General features: G+C 72.6%; 15 protein-coding genes. 4 read left to right on the top strand and 11 right to left on the bottom strand.

What is annotated here, in order from left to right; genetic code table 11:
• Window position 1: 1 nt before the first annotated feature.
• Window positions 2–1,795 (bottom strand): 2-succinyl-5-enolpyruvyl-6-hydroxy-3-cyclohexene-1-carboxylic-acid synthase, encoded by a 1,794-nt coding sequence (gene menD, locus PUW82_RS05710; RefSeq protein ID WP_274221326.1) that lies wholly within the window; start codon window positions 1,793–1,795, stop codon window positions 2–4.
• Window position 1,796: 1 nt separating this feature from the next.
• Entirely contained in the window at window positions 1,797–2,198 is a 402-nt protein-coding gene (locus tag PUW82_RS05705) for a PLD nuclease N-terminal domain-containing protein (RefSeq protein ID WP_274221325.1), read from the bottom strand.
• A 72-nt stretch (window positions 2,199–2,270) separates the two neighbouring features.
• On the opposite strand from PUW82_RS05705, the gene PUW82_RS05700 reads away from it, so the two are divergent.
• Entirely contained in the window at window positions 2,271–2,531 is a 261-nt protein-coding gene (locus tag PUW82_RS05700) for a DUF4229 domain-containing protein (protein WP_274221324.1), read from the top strand.
• A gap of 1 nt (window position 2,532) precedes the next feature.
• Here PUW82_RS05700 and PUW82_RS05695 read toward each other — a convergent pair whose 3' ends face one another.
• Genes PUW82_RS05695 through PUW82_RS05685 form a run of 3 tightly spaced genes read right to left on the bottom strand, consistent with a single transcriptional unit; the run spans window position 2,533 to window position 5,571 of the window.
• Window positions 2,533–3,501: a 1,4-dihydroxy-2-naphthoate polyprenyltransferase gene (locus tag PUW82_RS05695; protein ID WP_274221323.1), complete on the bottom strand. Its 969-nt coding sequence runs from the start codon at window positions 3,499–3,501 to the stop codon at window positions 2,533–2,535.
• A gap of 11 nt (window positions 3,502–3,512) precedes the next feature.
• Window positions 3,513–4,670, bottom strand: coding sequence for an AMP-binding protein (locus tag PUW82_RS05690; protein ID WP_274221322.1), 1,158 nt, complete (start codon window positions 4,668–4,670; stop codon window positions 3,513–3,515).
• Window position 4,671: 1 nt separating this feature from the next.
• Window positions 4,672–5,571, bottom strand: a complete 900-nt coding sequence (locus PUW82_RS05685) for a 1,4-dihydroxy-2-naphthoyl-CoA synthase (protein WP_274221321.1) — start codon at window positions 5,569–5,571, stop codon at window positions 4,672–4,674.
• Between the two features lie 35 nt (window positions 5,572–5,606).
• Between PUW82_RS05685 and PUW82_RS05680 the strand changes: the two genes are divergently transcribed.
• Window positions 5,607–6,611 carry an o-succinylbenzoate synthase gene (locus tag PUW82_RS05680; protein ID WP_274221320.1) on the top strand — a complete coding sequence of 335 codons (1,005 nt, stop codon included), beginning with the start codon at window positions 5,607–5,609 and terminating at the stop codon, window positions 6,609–6,611.
• 9 nt (window positions 6,612–6,620) lie between these two features.
• Here the strand turns inward: PUW82_RS05680 and PUW82_RS05675 are convergent, their stop codons facing one another.
• On the bottom strand, window positions 6,621–7,238 hold the full coding sequence (locus PUW82_RS05675; protein WP_274221319.1) for a TetR/AcrR family transcriptional regulator: 618 nt from the start codon (window positions 7,236–7,238) through the stop codon (window positions 6,621–6,623).
• 126 nt (window positions 7,239–7,364) lie between these two features.
• On the opposite strand from PUW82_RS05675, the gene PUW82_RS05670 reads away from it, so the two are divergent.
• Together PUW82_RS05670 and PUW82_RS05665 are read left to right on the top strand one after the other, a co-directional pair.
• Window positions 7,365–10,190 carry an MMPL family transporter gene (locus PUW82_RS05670; RefSeq protein ID WP_274221318.1) on the top strand — a complete coding sequence of 942 codons (2,826 nt, stop codon included), beginning with the start codon at window positions 7,365–7,367 and terminating at the stop codon, window positions 10,188–10,190.
• On the top strand, window positions 10,187–12,247 hold the full coding sequence (locus tag PUW82_RS05665; protein ID WP_274221317.1) for a YhgE/Pip domain-containing protein: 2,061 nt from the start codon (window positions 10,187–10,189) through the stop codon (window positions 12,245–12,247). Before PUW82_RS05670 ends, PUW82_RS05665 begins: the two co-directional genes overlap by 4 nt.
• A gap of 219 nt (window positions 12,248–12,466) precedes the next feature.
• Here the strand turns inward: PUW82_RS05665 and ccsB are convergent, their stop codons facing one another.
• From ccsB to PUW82_RS05640, 5 genes are read right to left on the bottom strand one after another with little or no spacing between them, the layout of a single operon-like run.
• On the bottom strand, window positions 12,467–13,531 hold the full coding sequence (gene ccsB, locus PUW82_RS05660) for a c-type cytochrome biogenesis protein CcsB (protein ID WP_274221316.1): 1,065 nt from the start codon (window positions 13,529–13,531) through the stop codon (window positions 12,467–12,469).
• A gap of 5 nt (window positions 13,532–13,536) precedes the next feature.
• On the bottom strand, window positions 13,537–15,312 hold the full coding sequence (resB, locus tag PUW82_RS05655; protein ID WP_274221315.1) for a cytochrome c biogenesis protein ResB: 1,776 nt from the start codon (window positions 15,310–15,312) through the stop codon (window positions 13,537–13,539).
• Complete coding sequence (locus tag PUW82_RS05650) at window positions 15,293–16,129, bottom strand: cytochrome c biogenesis CcdA family protein (protein ID WP_274221314.1); 837 nt, start codon at window positions 16,127–16,129, stop codon at window positions 15,293–15,295. Before PUW82_RS05650 ends, resB begins: the two co-directional genes overlap by 20 nt.
• On the bottom strand, window positions 16,126–16,728 hold the full coding sequence (locus tag PUW82_RS05645; RefSeq protein ID WP_274221313.1) for a TlpA family protein disulfide reductase: 603 nt from the start codon (window positions 16,726–16,728) through the stop codon (window positions 16,126–16,128). The genes PUW82_RS05650 and PUW82_RS05645 overlap by 4 nt, the downstream gene beginning before the upstream one ends.
• The gene (locus PUW82_RS05640; protein ID WP_274221312.1) at window positions 16,728–17,357 is read right to left on the bottom strand and encodes a histidine phosphatase family protein; all 630 of its coding nucleotides are present in this window, start codon (window positions 17,355–17,357) and stop codon (window positions 16,728–16,730) included. Before PUW82_RS05640 ends, PUW82_RS05645 begins: the two co-directional genes overlap by 1 nt.
• Window positions 17,358–17,367: the final 10 nt, after the last annotated feature.

The following is a 17,367-nucleotide window of genomic DNA, read 5'->3' as shown; positions in this document are numbered from 1 at the left end:
GTCAGCGGGTCAGCGGCACCTCGATGAGCTGCCGTCCGCCGACGGGCGCGGTCAGCGCCTGATCGAGCGCCGAGCGCGTCGTCACCCGCCGGTACTCCCACCCGTAGGCCAGGGCGAGCTGCTCGAGCCGTGTCTCGTGTGGCGTGAACAGCACCCGGTCGGCGGCCTCGCGCGGCGCGGTGTCGGCCACCTCGAGCCCGTCGAAGATCGTGCCGCCGCCGTCGTTGCCCACGATCACCTGGATGCGTGGCTCGTCCTCGGCCCCCGGCAGCAGCAGCGAACCGACGTCGTGGAGCAACGACAGGTCGCCCGCGAGCACACGCGTGACTCCGGCTCCGCTGCCGTCCTGACTCGCGAGCGCGACACCGATGCCCGTCGCGACGATGCCGTCGATGCCGGCGAGTCCGCGGTTGGCGTGCACGGGCACCTTCTTACCGCCGAGCACGCTGTCGGCCACGCGCACGAGTCGCGACGAGGCGAACACGAGACGGTCGTGCGGCCAGGTCGCGCGCCAGACCGCGTCGACGAGCGACGCACGGTCGACGGGAGCCCGCAGCACCGCGACCTCGGCCGAGATCGCACCGAGTCGCTCCTGCGGGACGGCCGACGCCAGCCCGTCGAGGTCGGGCGCAGCGGGGCTGAGATCGACGGATGCCGCGCGCGAAGCCCGCATCCATGCCCCCAGCCACGCCCGATCGGGCTCACCGTCGGCGACCGTGACCGCGGGGGCCGGGGTCGTCTCGCCGTTGAGGTTCAGCGCCTCACCCGGGCCGGTCACCGCGATCACATCGACGTCGCGGCGCGACAGCAGCGCCGCGACCTCGCGGCTGAGGGTGGGATGCCCGAACACGACGACCCGCTCGATGGCGTCGGCCAGCTCGGGGTCGCCGAGCACGGAGCGGTACCCGTGCACGAGGTTGCGGCCGAACCTGGCCCCGCTGACGATCTCGGCGATGAGCGGCCAGCCGCCGCGATGCGCGGTCTCCTCGGCGTCCGGTCCGGCGTCGGCTCCGGCGACGACGATCGTCCGCGGTCCGCGCGGCAGCGCCACCGGCTCATCGTCGATGGGCGGGTCCTCGGCCTCGCCGATGCCGCCACCGCCCTGGTAGTGCGCGCCCGAGGCGAAGTCGTCGGGCGCGTCGACCGCTCCGTCGGGGTCGGCGGCGTCGGCCACGCCCGCCAGCCACGGCGGCAGTTCACCCGAGAGCGGGTTGCGGTACGGCAGGTTCAGGTGCACCGGGCCGGCCGGACGCGCGAGCGACCCTCGCGCGGCGGTCACGGCGTGAGCGGCGAGGGCCCGCAGGTCCGCCGCCTCGGCGCCGCTGCCGTCGGGGTCGATGTCCGCGGGGGTGGTCACGTCGAGCTCGAGCCGCACGAAGCCCGAGAACATCCCGGGCTGGCGCGTCGCCTGGTTCGCGCCGATTCCGCGCAGCTCGGGCGGACGGTCAGCGGTCAGCAGCAGGAGCGGCACACCGGAGTGGTGCGCTTCGAGCACCGCGGGCATCAGGTTCGCCACGGCGGTGCCCGAGGTGCAGATCACCGCGGCCGGAACACGGGTCTCCCGGCCGATGCCGAGCGCCGTGAACCCGGCGACGCGTTCGTCGATGCGCACGTGCAGACGGATCACACCCCGGCGCTCGAGCTCGGCCGCGACGAGAGCCAGCGCCTGCGACCGCGACCCCGGGCTGAGGACGACGTGGCGCACGCCGCGCGACACGAGGGCGCCGAGCAGCGCGGCGGCCGCATCGGTCGCGGGCGCGCGTCCGGCCTCGGCCGGGCCGTCCGAGCCGCTCATCTCAGGCGCGCGGGCCGCGGGAGCCGGTCGGCCCCTCGGCGTCGTCGTCGCTCGCCGACGGCGCGGGCGGGGTGTCGCGCGGGTCGTCGGCCTCGGAATCGAGCGCCGCGAGCTCCTCTTCGAGGCGGCGGATGCGCTCGTCCTGGTCGCGGACCGAGCCGATCCGGCCGAGGAAGTCGGGATCGTCGTCGGGTGCGCGGCGCGTCGGGGTCGCAGCGCGGCGCGCGCGGCCGACGGCGAACCACAGGATGCCGCCCAACACGGGCAGCAGGATCACGATGAGGATCCACACCGGCTTGCTCACACCGCGATGGCGGGTGGGGTCCTGCAGGGCGCAGTCGACGATGGTGTACACCCAGAAGGCGAGTGCCAGAAGCACACCGATGAGCAGGAGCCGCGCCATCCTCTCATCCTAGGCGCCCCGCGGCCTGCGGGACCCGGGCTGCGGCTCGGAACGCGCACGTAGACTGGAGGGATGAACACCCGATCGGCCGTCGTCTACTCGATTCTGCGGCTGCTCGCCTTCTTGGTGCCGTTCGGCCTGATGATGCTCTTCCCCGTCATGCGCGAGTACTACTGGCTGTCGGCGATCTTTGCCGCGCTGATCGGTCTCAGCCTGTCGATGATCTTCCTGCGCCGCCCGCTCGACGACGTCGCCACGAGCCTGGCCGATCGTCGCACGCGCCGCCGTTCCGGCGAAGTCGCCGACGCTGAGGCCGAAGACGCCGCGTCCTGACTCAGCCGACGAAGGCCCAGAACAGGAACGCGCCGTACGCCACCGAGGTGAGCGAGGTCAGCGCGAGGGCGACGACGAGCTCACGGGGCTGCCGGTAGGTCCACACGATGAGGATCGCCGAGAGCGCCGGCAGCAGCGCGAACAGGCTGAGCCACGCGATGGGGTACACGAGCGCGAGCAGGACGGCGATCGCGAACGGGGCCAGCACGAAGACGGTGAACACGATGCGCGTGGCCGTCCGGCCGATGAGGACCGTCAGCGTTCGCTTGCCCGCGACGCGGTCCTGGTCGATGTCGCGCAGGTTGTTCGCCAGCAGCACCGCGCAGGCGAGCAGGCCCGCGCCGACCGCGCCGAACCAGCTCTCCTGCGGCACCGAACCGGCCTGGACGAACGTCGTCCCGACCGTGGCGACGAGGCCGAAGAAGACGAAGACGAACAGCTCGCCGAGGCCGGCGTAGCCGTAGGGACGTTTGCCGCCGGTGTAGAACCACGCCGCGACGACGCAGAGGGCGCCCACCAGCAGCATCCACCAGTGCCCCGTGCGCACGATGATCGCGACGCCCGCGATGGCGGCGAGCGCGAAGAACCCGAGGGCGACCGCGAGGACGGTGCGCGGCCGTGCGAGGCGACCACCGGTCAGGCGGGCGGGCCCCACCCGGACATCGTCCGTGCCGCGGATGCCGTCGCTGTAGTCGTTGGCGTAGTTGACGCCGATCTGCAACGCGACGGCGACCACGAGGCAGCACAGCGCGATCACCCCGTGCAGCTGACGGTCCACGAGCATCGCGGCGCCCGTGCCGATCAGCACCGGCGTCACGGCCAGCGGAAGGGTGCGCAGGCGCGCGGCGCCGATCCAGTCACGCGCCGTCGCCGTGCGCGGCGGCGGGGCGGCGACGAGACCGCGCTTGGCGGGGTTGCCGCCGCGCGGCGCCGGGCGGGATGTTTTCGGGGAGCGAGACGAGCGAGCCACGAGGGTTCATCCTAGATCGCGAGCGCGCGACGCACGGCCGCGCGGTCGGGCTTGCCGCTGATGAGCAGCGGCATCCGGTCGATCGCGACGACGCGCGTCGGCCGGGCGGGCTTGCCGATGCGCTCGGCGACCGTCGCGCGGACGGCCGCGAGGGCGGCATCCTCGTCGACGCCGACAGCGGCGAGCGCGTTGCGCGCGACGACCACGACGGATGCCTCACCCCACCGGTCGTCGCCGACGGGGACGACCACCGCCGCACCGAGACCGGGCAGCTCCCGCACCGCGGACTCGACCCGGTCGAGCGAGACGTTGACGCCGCCCGAGACGATGACGTTGTCGATGCGCCCGGTGACGCGCAGAGTCCCCTCGTGAAGCTCGCCCGCGTCGCCGGTGCGGTACCACCGCCGCCCGTCGTCGACGACGAAGACCTCGGCCGTCCGCTGCGGCTCACCGAGGTAGCCGTCGGCGAGCGTCGGTCCGCTCAGCTGCACCTCGCCGGCCACGATCCGCGCCGAGACGCCGGGCAGCGGGATGCCGTCGTAGACGCAGCCGCCGCTGGTCTCGGTCGAGCCGTAGGTGCGCACGATGCGGGCGCCGGCGTCCTCGGCACGCTCGCGCAGCGCCGCCGGCAGCGCCTGCCCGCCGACGAGGATGGCCTCGAACGCGCGCAGGGACGCGGCGACGGCGGCATCCGTCTCGGCTGCGTCGAGCAGGTCGGACACCTGGGCGGGGACGAGCGAGGTGTAGACGGGCACGCGTTCGCCGCCGATGCTCGAGTGCAGCGACGCGGTCACCGCGGCGAACGCGGCCGGCGAGAACGACCCCGAGAGGACCGCCGGCTCGTGTCCGCTGAGCAGGCCGCGCACGAGCACCTGCAGACCGGCGACGTACGACGGGGCGAGGGCGAGCAACCAGCGCCCCTCGCCGATGCGTTCCGCCGTCGCGGTGGCGCTGGCGATGAGCGCCGACCGGCTGAGCACGACGCTCTTGGGCACACCGGTCGACCCCGAGGTCGTCACGACCGCCGCCGTCCCCGGCGGAGCCTCGACCGTCGGGTCGAGGTCCGAAGGCGAGCCGAGGGCGAGAGCGGGGCCGGCGCCGTCGAGCGTGCGGCGCAGCGCGCGCAGCACGTCGCGCGGCTCGGCGCTCACGGGCTCGAGGGCGGGCACGTCAGAAGTGGTACGGGTACGGCGACCAGTCGGGGTCGCGCTTCTGCAGGAACGCGTCGCGCCCCTCGACCGCCTCGTCCGTGCCGTAGGCCAGGCGCGTGGCCTCGCCCGCGAACACCTGCTGGCCGACCATGCCGTCGTCGATCGCGTTGAAGGCGAACTTCAGCATGCGGATGGCCGTGGGCGACTTGCCGAGGATGGTGCGTGCCATCGCGATCGCCTCGCGCTCGAGCTCGGCGTGCGGGACGACCCGGTTGACCGCGCCCATCTCGTAGGCCCGCTGCGCCGAGTACTCCTCGGCGAGGAAGAACACCTCGCGCGCGACCTTCTGGCCGACTTGGCGCGCCATGTACGCCGAGCCGTAGCCCGCATCGAACGAGCCGACGTCGGCATCGGTCTGCTTGAACCGGCCGTGCTCGGCCGAGGCGATCGAGAGGTCGCACACGATGTGGAGCGAATGTCCGCCGCCGGCCGCCCATCCCGGGATGACCGCGATGACGACCTTCGGCATGAACCGGATGAGTCGCTGCACCTCGAGGATGTGCAGCCGGCCCGCGCGGGCGGGGTCGGCCACGGCGGTCTCGTCGTCGCTGTACTTGTAGCCGTCGCGTCCGCGGATGCGCTGGTCGCCGCCCGAGCAGAACGCCCAGCCGCCGTCCTTCGCGCTCGGCCCGTTGCCCGTCAGCAGCACGACGCCGATGCGGGGATCCTGGCGGGCCGTGTCGAGGGCGCGGTAGAGCTCGTCGACGGTGTGCGGGCGGAAGGCGTTGCGCACCTCGGGGCGGTCGAACGCGATGCGCGCGATACGACCGTCGTTCGAGACGTGCGCGGTGATGTCGGTGTACCCCTCCGCACCGGGGGCGAGCGACCATTCCGCGGGATCGAAGAGTTCCGAGACCATGCCGCCAGCCTATGCGGCGGTGGCAGGATGAGCGTGTGGACGCCCACCCCCTCCCCCTGCCGTCGCCAGCCGAGATCGCCGAGCGGGCGCACGTGGTCGCGCTGCCGCTGGCGACGCGCTTCCGCGGAGTCGACGTGCGCGAGGCGATGCTCATCGAGGGCCCCGCCGGCTGGACGGAGTTCTCGCCCTTCACCGAGTACGACGACGCCGAGGCATCCGTGTGGCTCGCGGCCGCCATCGAGGACGGATGGATGCCGCGCCCGCAGCCGCGTCGCGACCGGGTGCCGGTGAACGCGACCGTGCCGCCCGTCGCCGCAGATCGCGTCGCCGACGTGCTCGCGCGGTTCGACGGGTGCCGCACGGCGAAGGTGAAGGTCGCCGAACGCGGACAGGTCCTCGCCGATGACGTCGCGCGCGTGCGGGCCGTGCGCGAGGCGATGGGCCCCGAGGGGCGCGTGCGCATCGACGCCAACGGCGGGTGGAACCTCGACGAGGCCGAGCACGCGCTGCACGCGTTGGCCGAGTTCGACCTCGAATACGCCGAGCAGCCCTGCGCGAGCGTCGAGGAGCTGGCGGAGCTGCGCCGGCGCGTGCGCTACATGGGCATCCCGATCGCCGCCGACGAGAGCGTCCGCAAGGCCGACGACCCGCTCGCGGTCGCGCGCGCCGGCGCCGCCGACCTGCTGGTCATCAAAGCGCAGCCGCTGGGCGGTGTGCGCCGCGCGCTCGCGGTCGTCGCCGAGGCCGGGCTTCCCGCCGTCGTCTCGAGCGCCCTCGACACGAGCATCGGGCTGTCGATGGGCGTCGCCCTCGCCGCCAGCCTGCCCGAGCTCGACTACGACTGCGGCCTCGGCACGGCGTCGCTCTTCACGGCGGATGTCGCGGTGCCGGCGCTGCGCCCCGCCTCGGGGATGCTGTCGACGGCGCGGCCGATCGGCGATCCCGACGCGATCGCCGCCGTGACCGCGTCACCCGAGCGGCGACGGTGGTGGCTCGAGCGACTCGAGCGCTGCCACGGCATCCTCGCCTCGGCGCGCTGATCGGCGCGGCTACTCGGTGATCAGCGCCGTCGCGAGCAGCTCGATGCGCTCGTGCAGCTGGCGCGTGATCTCGGGTTCGCCGACACGCTCGATCGCGGCGCGCTCGCATGTCGCGTCGGCGAGGTCGACCATGAGGCGTGCGACTTCGGCCGTCGGGATGCGGAACCGCAGCTCGTAGACGCCGCGGATGTCCTCGATGATGCGTCGCACCCGCTCGACGATGCCGTCCTGCAGCTGCAGGTAGGCCGCCGCCATGCGCTCGTCGCGGATCGCCTGGGCTCGCAGCTCCGACACGAGCCGGGGCTCCATGCCGGCCAGCGAGACGCCGACGACCTCGGGCACGAGGGAGGACGGGTCGGGCGCCACGGTGCGGTCGAGGGAGCGCACACGGTCGGCGACGCGATCGAGCTTCTCGCTCGACGAGCGCTCGACGAGGGCGAGGAAGAGCTCGTCCTTCGAAGCGAAGTTGGAGTAGAACGCCCCGCGGGTGAAGCCGGCGCGCTCGCACACCGCCTCGACCGAGGCCGCGTCGAGACCGACCTCGGCGAACACTTCGGCCGCCGCGTCGAGCAGCCGGGCGCGGGTGTTCTCACGACTGCGGGTGGCCGGGCGTTCGTCCGCGTGCATGGTGCTCCTCGTGTTCACATCGTTCGTACAGCCAGGCCGCCGAGCGATGAACCTAGGATACATTGGTGTATCGGATACAGCGCTGTATCGAATATCCACCGACGAATCGCACGATCAGGAGCGCCCGTGTCCACCCTCCTCTTCACCCTCGGACGCTGGTCGTTCCGGCACCCCTGGCGCGTGCTCGTGTCATGGCTGCTCATCCTCGTGATCGCCGGCGGCGGCGCGCTGCTGCTCAACAAGGGCACCGACAACTCCTTCACCATCCCCGGTACCGAGGCGCAGGAGGGGTTGGAGCTGCTGAACCGCACGTTCCCACAGGCCAGCGGCACCAGCGCACAGCTGGTGATCGTGGCGCCCGAGGACGACAGCGTGCGCGAACAGCCGTTCTCGGATGCCATCGCCGGCGCCGTGAGCGACTTCGGCGACCTGGGCGACGACGTGCTGGCCGTCACCGACCCGTTCGACGAGACGGTCTCGGGTCTCATCTCGGAGGACGACCGGGCCGCGATCGTGCGCGTGCAGTTCGACGGCGAGGCGACGGCCATCAGTGCGGAGACGAAGGACGCGCTCACCGCCGTGTCGGACGACCTGCGCGACGAGCTTCCCGCCGGTACGCAGATCGCCCTCGGCGGCGACCTGTTCTCGACGTCCATCCCCGCCCTGTCGATCGTCGAAGTCGTCGGCGTCCTCATCGCGCTGTTCGTGCTCATCGTCACCTTCCGCTCGTTCGCGGTGTCGTGGTTCCCCCTGGTGAGCGCCCTCATCGGCGTCGCCCTCGCGACCGCCCTGATCTTCGTCGCGACGCAGTTCGCATCGGTCTCGGCGACCACGCCGCTGCTGTCGGTGATGCTCGGCCTCGCGGTCGGCATCGACTACTCGCTCTTCATCGCCGCCCGGCACCAGGACCAGGTGCGCGCCGGCATGGACCCCGAGGAGTCCGCGGCCCGCTCGACCGGCACGGCGGGGTCGTCGGTCGCCTTCGCCGGCATCACGGTGCTCATCGCCCTCATCGGCCTCGGCTTCGCCGGCATCCCGTTCCTCACGACCATGGGCATCGCCGCGGCGGTCGCCGTTGCGATCGCGGTGGTCGTCGCCGTCACGCTCACCCCGGCCCTCCTCGGCTTCGTCGGTCCGCGCGTCGCGGGATGGCGGCGCCGCCCGCGGCGTCCGCGTCGCGCCGCCGCCCGGCCCCGCCGGTCGTTCTCCGAGCGCTGGGTGCGCGGGGTCACGCGGCATCCGCTCATCACGACCATCGCCGTCGTCGCCGGACTCGGCGTCGTCGCGATCCCGGCCGCGAGCCTGACCCTCGCCCTGCCCAATGCAGGTGTGCAGCCGCCGTCCAGCGAGGCGCGCCAGGCCTACGACCTCACCGCCGAGCACTTCGGTCCGGGGGCGAACGGCCCGCTGATCATGACCGGGACGATCGTCACCTCGACCGACCCGCTGACCCTGATGCAGGACATCGGCGACGACATCGCGCAGATCCCGGGCGTCAAGGAGGTCGCGCTCGCGACGCCCAACGAGACCGCCGACACCGGCCTCGTCCAGATCGTCCCCGAGACGGCCCCCGACTCGCCCGAGACCGCCGACCTCGTACGCGAGCTGCGCGCGCAGCACGACCGCCTGCTCGACGAGTACGGCGTCGACCTCAAGGTCACCGGCTTCACCGCCGTCGGCATCGACATCTCCGACCGTCTCGGCGAGGCGCTGCTGCCCTTCGGCATCTTCGTCGTCGGACTCTCGCTCATCCTCCTGACGATCGTCTTCCGCTCCATCTGGGTGCCGATCAAGGCGGCGCTGGGCTACCTGCTCTCGGTGCTGGCGGCCTTCGGCGCCGTCGCGGCGGTGTTCGAGTGGGGCTGGTTCGCCGACCTGCTCCACGTCACCCGCGAGGGACCGGTCATCAGCTTCATGCCGATCATCCTCATGGGCGTGCTGTTCGGACTGGCGATGGACTACGAGGTCTTCCTCGTCTCGCGGATGCGCGAGGACTACGTTCACGGTCGCCGTGCGCGCGGCGGCCGCGCCGATCGCCTCACCGCCGTCGGCGCCGTGCGCTCGGGCTTCACCTCGTCGGCTCGCGTCGTGACCGCCGCCGCCGTCATCATGTTCGCCGTCTTCGCGGCGTTCGTCCCCGAGGGCGACTCGTCGATCAAGCCGATCGCGCTCGGGTTGGCCGTCGGCATCGCCGTCGACGCGTTCCTCATCCGGATGACGCTGGTGCCGGCCGTCATGGCCCTGCTCGGCGAGAAGGCATGGTGGATGCCGCGCTGGCTCGACCGCATCCTCCCCCACTTCGACATCGAGGGCGAAGCGGTCGAGCGCGAGCTGTCGCTGCGCGACTGGCCGGAGCGCAACACATCCGCCGCCCTCGTCGGCGAGGACGTCATCGTGCACGCCGACCACGACGCGACGGCATCGATCCTCTCGGCGGCGACCTTCCGCATCGAGCCCGGCGAGTCGCTCGTCGCGACGCACGCCGACCCCCGCGTCGGCCGCGCCTTCGCGCTCGCGGTGTCGGGGCGGCTCCGCATCGACGACGGCCGACTCCGCGTCGGCGGTCACCTGCTGCCCGAACGTGCCGCCTGGGTGCGCGCCCACGTGGGCCTGGCGCTGCTCGACGGCGCGGCCGACCCGGTCGGCGAGCTGCGCGCCGCCGTCGCGGGCGGGACGCGGATCGTCGTCGTCGACGGGCTCGACAGCCTGACCGGCGGTGACCGCGACCAGGCCGCCGCGGTGCTGCGCGATGCGGCATCCGAGCTCGACGAACTCCACGCCGGAGCCGGAGCGCTCACCGTCGTCGCCGTTGCCCGCCGCGAGCACGCCGTGCTCGACATCCTCGCCGACGCTCGCCGCTCGGCTCCGCACTCCCTCCCCCTGACCGGACGGGTGCCCGCCGCGCCCGAGGCCGATCCGTCGCACCCGATCTCCGAGGTGATCTCGTCATGACTCTGCCCATCGAGCGCGCACGGACGCGCAAGCCCATTACGTGGCTCACGATCCTGGGGGTCATCCTGCTCCCGGTGCTCGTGGGCGGCGTGCTCGTCGCCGCCCTGTACAACCCCGTCGAGCGGCTCGACAACATGAGCGCGGCGATCGTGAACAACGACGAACCGGTCGAGATCAACGGCCAGCTCGCCCCGTTGGGCCGCCAGCTCACCGCCGGCCTGGTCGAAGGCTCCGACGATGTGCCGAGCAACCTGGCCTGGGTCATCTCGAACGATGACGACGCCGCCGCGGGCCTCGCCGACGGCACCTACGACGCCGTCGTGACGATCCCGAGCGGGTTCTCGTCGGCCGCGACATCCACGGCGCCGGGCGGCACGCCCGAGAAGGCGACGATCCGCGTCGAGACGGCTCCCGACAGCCTCGTCGTCGACGACGCCATCGTCGCGCAGATCACCGAGGCGGCGACCTCGCTCACGGGGTCGCAGCTGTCGACGGTGTACCTCGAGAACGTCTTCCTCGGCTTCACGACCCTCGGCGACCAGCTCGGCGAGGCCGCCGGCGGCGCCGGGGATCTCGCCGACGGCACAGCACAGCTCGCCGACGGCGTGGCGCAGCTGGATGACGGCGCCCAGGCCGCCGCCGACGGCGCGGCACAGCTGCCCGCGGGCGCCGGTGCGCTCAGCTCGGGCGCCGCCGACCTCGCCGACGGCGCCGGACAGCTCGCGACCGGCCTCGGCGCACTCGGCAGCGGCGCCCGCGACGCGGCGACCGGAGCGCAGCAGCTCGCCGCCGGCGTGCGCGACGGCGCTGCGCAGATCGAGCAAGGGGGGCTCGTTCCTGCCGAGCTGACCCGCCTGGCCCAGGGCGCCGCGACAACTTCCGCCGACGCGGCACGACAGACGGGGGCGGCCGCCCAGACGATCGGACAGCTCGCGGCGACCTGCATCGCGAGCGGCGCGAGCCCGGCGTTCTGCACGAGCCTCGGCACCGCCGCCGGCGACCTGGGCACGGCCGCTACCTCCGCGGTCACGGCCGCAACCGGCGCCGGGTACACCTCGGGTGGACTCGACCAGTTCGCTGCGCAGGCACCCCAGCAGATCGCCGGCCAGCTGCGGACGATCGCCGACAACGCCGACGCCCTCGCAGGCGGCGTGGGCCAGGTCGCGGACGGTGCGGATCAGTCGGCGGCGGGAGCCGCCGCGCTCGCGGACGGCGCGACGCAGCTCGCCGACGGCGCCGGACAGCTGGCCACCGGCACCGAGTCGCTCGCCAGCGGCATCCGGGAACTGGCCGACGGCACGGGCGAACTGCGCACCGGCACGGCGGACCTCGCCGGGGGCTCGCGGACCCTCGCGGACGGCCTGGGCACCGCGGTCGAGCAGATCCCGTCGTACACCGATCAGCAGGCCACGGACCTCGCGAGCGTCGTCGCGGCGCCCGTCGAGGCGGAGGGTCTGGGGTCCGAGCTCTTCGGCGCCTCGGCGATCCCGCTGCTCACCGGCCTCGCCCTCTGGCTCGGCGCCATCGCGTCGTTCATCGCCCTGCAGGCGGTGCCGCGTGCAGCCCTGACCTCGCGCCGACCCTCGTTCCTGCTGGCGCTGCGCGCCTTCGCGCCGGCTGCGGTCATCGGGCTCGTGCAGGGCGTCCTCGTCGCCGTCGTCGTGCAACTCGCGGCCTCGTACGACCCGTGGACCTGGGCGGCCTTCGCGGGTCTGTCCGCCCTCGCCGGCGTCGCCTTCGCGGCGATCAACCAGGCACTCGTGGCCGTCCTCGGCGGCGCGGGTCGCTGGGTGGCGGCGGGGGTCGCCGTGCTGGCCGTGGCGACCGGTGTCGTGTCGACGGTTCCCGGAGTGCTGTCGCAGATCGCGAGCCTGCTCCCCACGGCATCCGCGTACCAGGGCCTGCTCGCCGTGCTCACCTCGACCGACGGGGCGGGGGCAGCCGTCGGCGGGCTGATCGTGTGGCTGATGCTGTCGCTGATCGTCACGGTGCTCGTCACCGCCCGCGCCCGCACCACCTCGGTGCGCGCCCTGCTGCGCCGCCCCGCCACCGCCTGACACGGGGGCTCGGTCTCTCGCTGGAGGCGGGGGCCGGGGCTTCGGCTGGCAGGTATCGCCGCTTCGCGCGTGGGGAACGAGCAGCAGGTGCCAAGTGGGGCCCCGCTCCCCGCCGCAGCGACTTTCACCTGGCAGCATCCGCCCCCTCGCGCGAATCAAAGGGGCAGCAGGCGCCAAGCGAAACCCCACTCCCTGGCGGAGCGGCTCGCTCGGGTCGGGTCAGCTCAGGCCGCTGTAGGCGTGCAGGCCCTTGAAGAACTGGTTGACGATGATGAAGTTGAACAGCACCGCCGAGAAACCGACGATCGACAGCCAGGCGCTGCGGTTGCCGCGCCAGCCGCGGGTCGCGCGCGCGTGGATGTACCCGGCGTACAGGACCCAGATGACGAAGGTCCAGACTTCCTTCGTGTCGAAGCCCCAGTAGCGGCCCCAGGCGTCGTTGGCCCAGATGGCGCCGGCGATGAGCGTGAAGGTCCAGAAGATGAAGCCGATGATCGCGAAGCGGTAGGCGAGCGACTCGAGGGAGTCGGCGCTGGGCAGCGTGCGCAGGAAGCGCGCCCCGTCGCGGCCGCGCGACACGGATGCCGCTCCGTCGGCCTCGGCGCCCACCCGAGCGATCGCCCGCGCCTCGCGCCGCGCCTGCATCAGCTGCACGACCGACAGGGCGAACGCCAGCGCGAGGAAGGCCGACGCGAGCGAGGCGACGAAGACGTGGATGACGAGCCATACCGACTTCAGCGGGTCGGCCAGGGGCACCACGACGACGTAGAAGCTCGTCGCGGCGCCACCCAGCAGCACCACGACCAGGCCGGTGATGAACGTTCCGAGGAAGCGCAGGTCGTAGCGGAAGAGCACGACGAGGTACACCGCGACGACGAGCACGGTACCCGTCATGGCGAACTCGTACATGTTCGACCACGGCACGCGCTCGGCCGCGATGCCGCGCAGCACCGTGGCGGCGACGTGCAGCAGGAACCCGAGCCAGGTCAGGGTGGTGCCGATGCGGGCCCACAGCAGCCGCGGGCGCTCGGCCGGACGGGCGTTGAGCGCGAGCTCGGCCTCGGCCTCGGCGGCGCGGATCTCGCGGATCGTCGGCGCTCCCGCACCGACGAGGGCGGGGGCGGGGGCGGCGACCGTCGCCGGCGCGGCGTCCTTCGCCTTCAGCGCGAGGTCGGACCGGCGAGCCAGGTCGACGGCGTACGCGATGAAGGCCAACGCGTAGACGGCCACGGCCGTCCACACGAGCAGCACCGAAACGGCATCCAGCGACAGGTCTTCGGGCATGATCCTCAGTTTACGTCGGGCGCTTGCGCGCGGGCGGGGCGGGGCCGGCGGGGGCGCTCGGCTTCGGGCGGCAGCTCGACCTCGTCGCGGTCGAGGGCGGCGAGGTGGCCGCGTGCCAGGTCGGCGACGGCCTGTGCGATCGCGGGGTCCTCGCCGCGCGCTAGGCCCGCGTACTCCAGGCGCAGGGCGCCGTCGGTCAGGGTGGCCTTGACCCACAGCCGGCGTCGCGGCACGAAGAGTCCCGCGAGCAGGCCGAGTGTCGCGAGGATGGCGAACACCAGCACGAACGGTGCGCCCACATCACGGTGGATCGACAGCGAGACGTAACGCTTCACGGCCTCTTCGGCTCCGGCAGCGCGTCCGTCCTCGAACGTCACGGTCCCCAGGCCGTTCGGCAGGTCGACGGTCTGGCCCGGCTCGAGCTCGAGCGACGACAGGCCCGAGTCGCCGCCGGCGATCTGCTCCATGCCGGTCGGATCGAGGGTGTACACCGAACGCGGGGTGCCGTCATCGATGCCGAGGTCGCCCTGGTAGACCCAGAAGGTCACGAGCGGGTTGTTCAGGTTGCCGTACGCGGAGCCGATCGCACCCGAGGCGAGCGTCGCCGCGGTCGGGTAGAAGAAGCCGACCAGGCCCAGCTGCTCCGGCATCCCGTCGGCGACCTTCACGACGCCCTGCGAGGTCATGTTGTTGTCCTGCGGCAGGAAGGGGACGTCCTCGCTGAAGACGACGTCGCCCGCGGCATTGCGCACGGTGATCGTCGGCGCGTAGCCGTTGCCCATCAGATAGATGCGGTCGCCCTCGATCTCGTACGGGTGGTTGACGCGCACCTCACCCTCGCGGGGGTCACGGTCGGGCTCGGCGACGGTCAGGTGCGCCCGGAAGTCGCCCGCCATGCCGTGCCCGGGCTCGCCGGTAAACTCGCCGTACGACACGTCGAAACGGTCGAGCGTCAGCGAGTACGGCGGCATCTGGTCGGTGTCGACGAAGCGCCCCGGGTTGAACGAGGTGTAGCCGAGCCCCAGCGAGTTGACGAAGGTGTCGCCCTCGACGATGACGGTCTGCCCGGTGTAGGTCATGCCGCCGCCGATGCCGACCGACAGCAGCACGCCCACGAGCGCGCCGTGGAAGACGAGGTTGCCGGTCTCACGCAGGTAGCCGCGCTCGGCCGAGACGGATGCCGCTCCCCCGGTGTCGTAGCGCTCGACGCGGTACCCCGACTTGCGCAGCTGCCGCTGGGCGTCGTCGATCGCGGCAGAGGCGGCAGCTGCGGCATCCTCGTCGCCGGCCAGTCGCACGCCGACGGAACGGTGATCGGCCAGGCGCGACAGGCGCGCGGGCGTCCGCGGCGGGCGGGATTTCAGGGCCTGCCAGTGGTGCTTCGTGCGCGGGATGACGCAGCCGATGAGCGAGACGAACAGCAGGATGTAGATCGCCGAGAACCAGACCGACGTGTACACGTCGAACATCTGCAGCGCGTCGAGAACCGGGTACAGGTCGGGGTTGTCGGCCCGCCACTGCGTGACGCCGTTGGGATCGGCGCCGCGCTGCGGCACGATCGATCCGGGGATCGCGGCGATGGCGAGCAGGAGCAGCAGCACGAGCGCCGTGCGCATGCTGGTGAGCTGTCGCCAGCCCCACCGTAGCCAGCCGACGACCCCGAGCTGCGGCTGCACGATGGCGCGGTCGCCGTCGGCGGCCCCGTCGCCGGGGGCGTCCGAGTGGTCGCCCGGTCGCAGCGGCGCCGAGGGGTCGGCGTGATCAGAGGAAGGTCGGGACACCGGCCACCACTCCTTGGAAGACGGACATGATGGCGGTCCACACACCCGTGACCATCAGCACGCCGAGGACGACGAGCAACGCGCCTCCGGCGATGTTGACGACGCGGATGTGCCGACGGACGAACGCCACCGAGCGGGTCGCCCAGCTCGCACCCAGCGCGAGGAGGACGAAGGGGATGCCGAGCCCCAGCGAGTACGCCACGGCGAGGATGCCGGCGCGCGCAGGATCGGCTTGGCTGAGGGCGATCGAGAGGATCGCGGCGAGGGTCGGTCCGATGCACGGCGCCCAGCCGATGCCCATCGCGATGCCGAGCAGCGGCGCGCCGGCGATCCCGAGGTTCTGGCGCAGCTGGGGCCGGTAGATGCGCTGGGCGAAACCGAACAGGCCGACGAAGACGAGACCGAGCACAATGACGACGGCGCCCAGGACGCGCGTGATGACGTCCTGGTACTCGAAGAAGACGCGCCCGATCGTGCCGGCGAAGACACCCATCGCGAGGAACACGACGGTGAAGCCCGCGATGAACAGCCCGACACCGAGCAGCAGCCGGCCGCGACCGGGGCCGGCCGGCGCCGACGTGTCGACGGCGACGCGCACCGATCCGTCGGAGTCGGATGCCGCGTCCGCGACCGACTGTTCACGCCTGACGGCGGCCGATGCGGGCTCGCGCGGCGTGACCGCGCTGCCGAGGAAGCCGAGGTACCCGGGCACCAACGGCAGCACGCACGGCGAGAGGAACGAGACCAGCCCCGCCAGCACCGCGATCGGGACGGCCAGCCACAGCGCTCCCCCGAAGACGATCTCGCCGGGGTTCACGACACCCCCGCGGACGCTGCGTCCTCGACGAGCGTGCGCAGGATGCCGGCATCGCGCAGCTGTCCGACGATGCGGGCCGACACGCGTCCCTCGGTGTCGAGCACGAGGGTCGTCGGCGCGGCCTGCACCGACGCGGATGCCGCGAGCGCGAGCTTGAGGTCGCCGTCGCCCTGCATGAGCAGCGACGGGTAGGTGATGCCGTAGGTCTGCTCGAACGAGCCGGCCTGCTCGGGACCGTCGTAGATGTTGATGCCGAGGAAGTCCGCGCCGACCGCCTGGGTGTCGGTGTAGACCTGCTCGAGCAGCGGTGCCTCGGCGCGGCACGGGCCGCACTGGGCGTACCAGAAGTTCAGCACGAGCACCCGGCCCGCGTAATCCGCGCTCGAGATCGCCGAGCCGTCGACGGCGGTGCCGGTGAACTCGAGCGGCTCGCCACGGTCGGCTACGGCAATCTCGGTGACGGTGCCGTCGCCCGAGATGAATCCCTTGTTGTCGCCCTCGCGGTACTGGCCGGCGAGGTCGTCGTTCGGGCTCGTGCAGGCTGCCAGGCCCGCGGCGAGCCCGACGGCGAGGACGGCGGCCAGCAGACGGCGCTTCATCAGACGGCTCCTACATCGACGGCGCCCGCGGTCGAGGCGGGCTCGGCGTACGCGACCTCGCGCCAGACGTGCCCGTCGAGCTCGAAGCTCGTCACGCTCGAGAGGGCGCACCGGCGGCGGCGCGGGTCGTGGCGCAGCGGCTCGCCCGCGATCGCGAGGTGCGTGATCCAGATCGGCAGCTGGTGCGACACGATCACCGCGTCACCGGAGCCGGTCGCGTGCCAGAGGTCGCGCATCGCGGCATCCATGCGCGCGACGATGTCGAGGTACGGCTCGCCCCAGCTCGGCGTCGCGGGCGTGCGCAGATGCCGCCAGTTGAACGGGTTGACGAGGGCGTGCTTCATCCGACGTCCCTCGAAGACGTTGTGCGGCTCGATGACGCGTTCGTCCAACGCGGGCTCGAGCCCGAAGATCTCCGTGAAGGGCTCGGACGACTCGCGCGTGCGCTGCAACGGCGACGAGACGACGCCGGTGACGGGCCTGCCGAGTGAGTGCACGTGCTCCGCTGCGGCGCGCGCCATGCGGCGACCGTCCTCGCTCAGTCCGAAGCCGGGAAGCCGGCCGTAGAGCACACGTCCGGGGTTGTGGACCTCCCCGTGGCGCACGAGATGGAGGCGAGCTGCAGGCACGGTCTCCAGT

Source organism: Microbacterium thalli, from assembly GCF_028737325.1.
In the GTDB taxonomy this organism is placed as follows: Bacteria; Actinomycetota; Actinomycetes; order Actinomycetales; family Microbacteriaceae; genus Microbacterium; species Microbacterium thalli.
The sequence above is the reverse complement of the archived record's forward strand: the minus strand, read 5'-3'. Positions and strand labels throughout refer to the sequence as shown.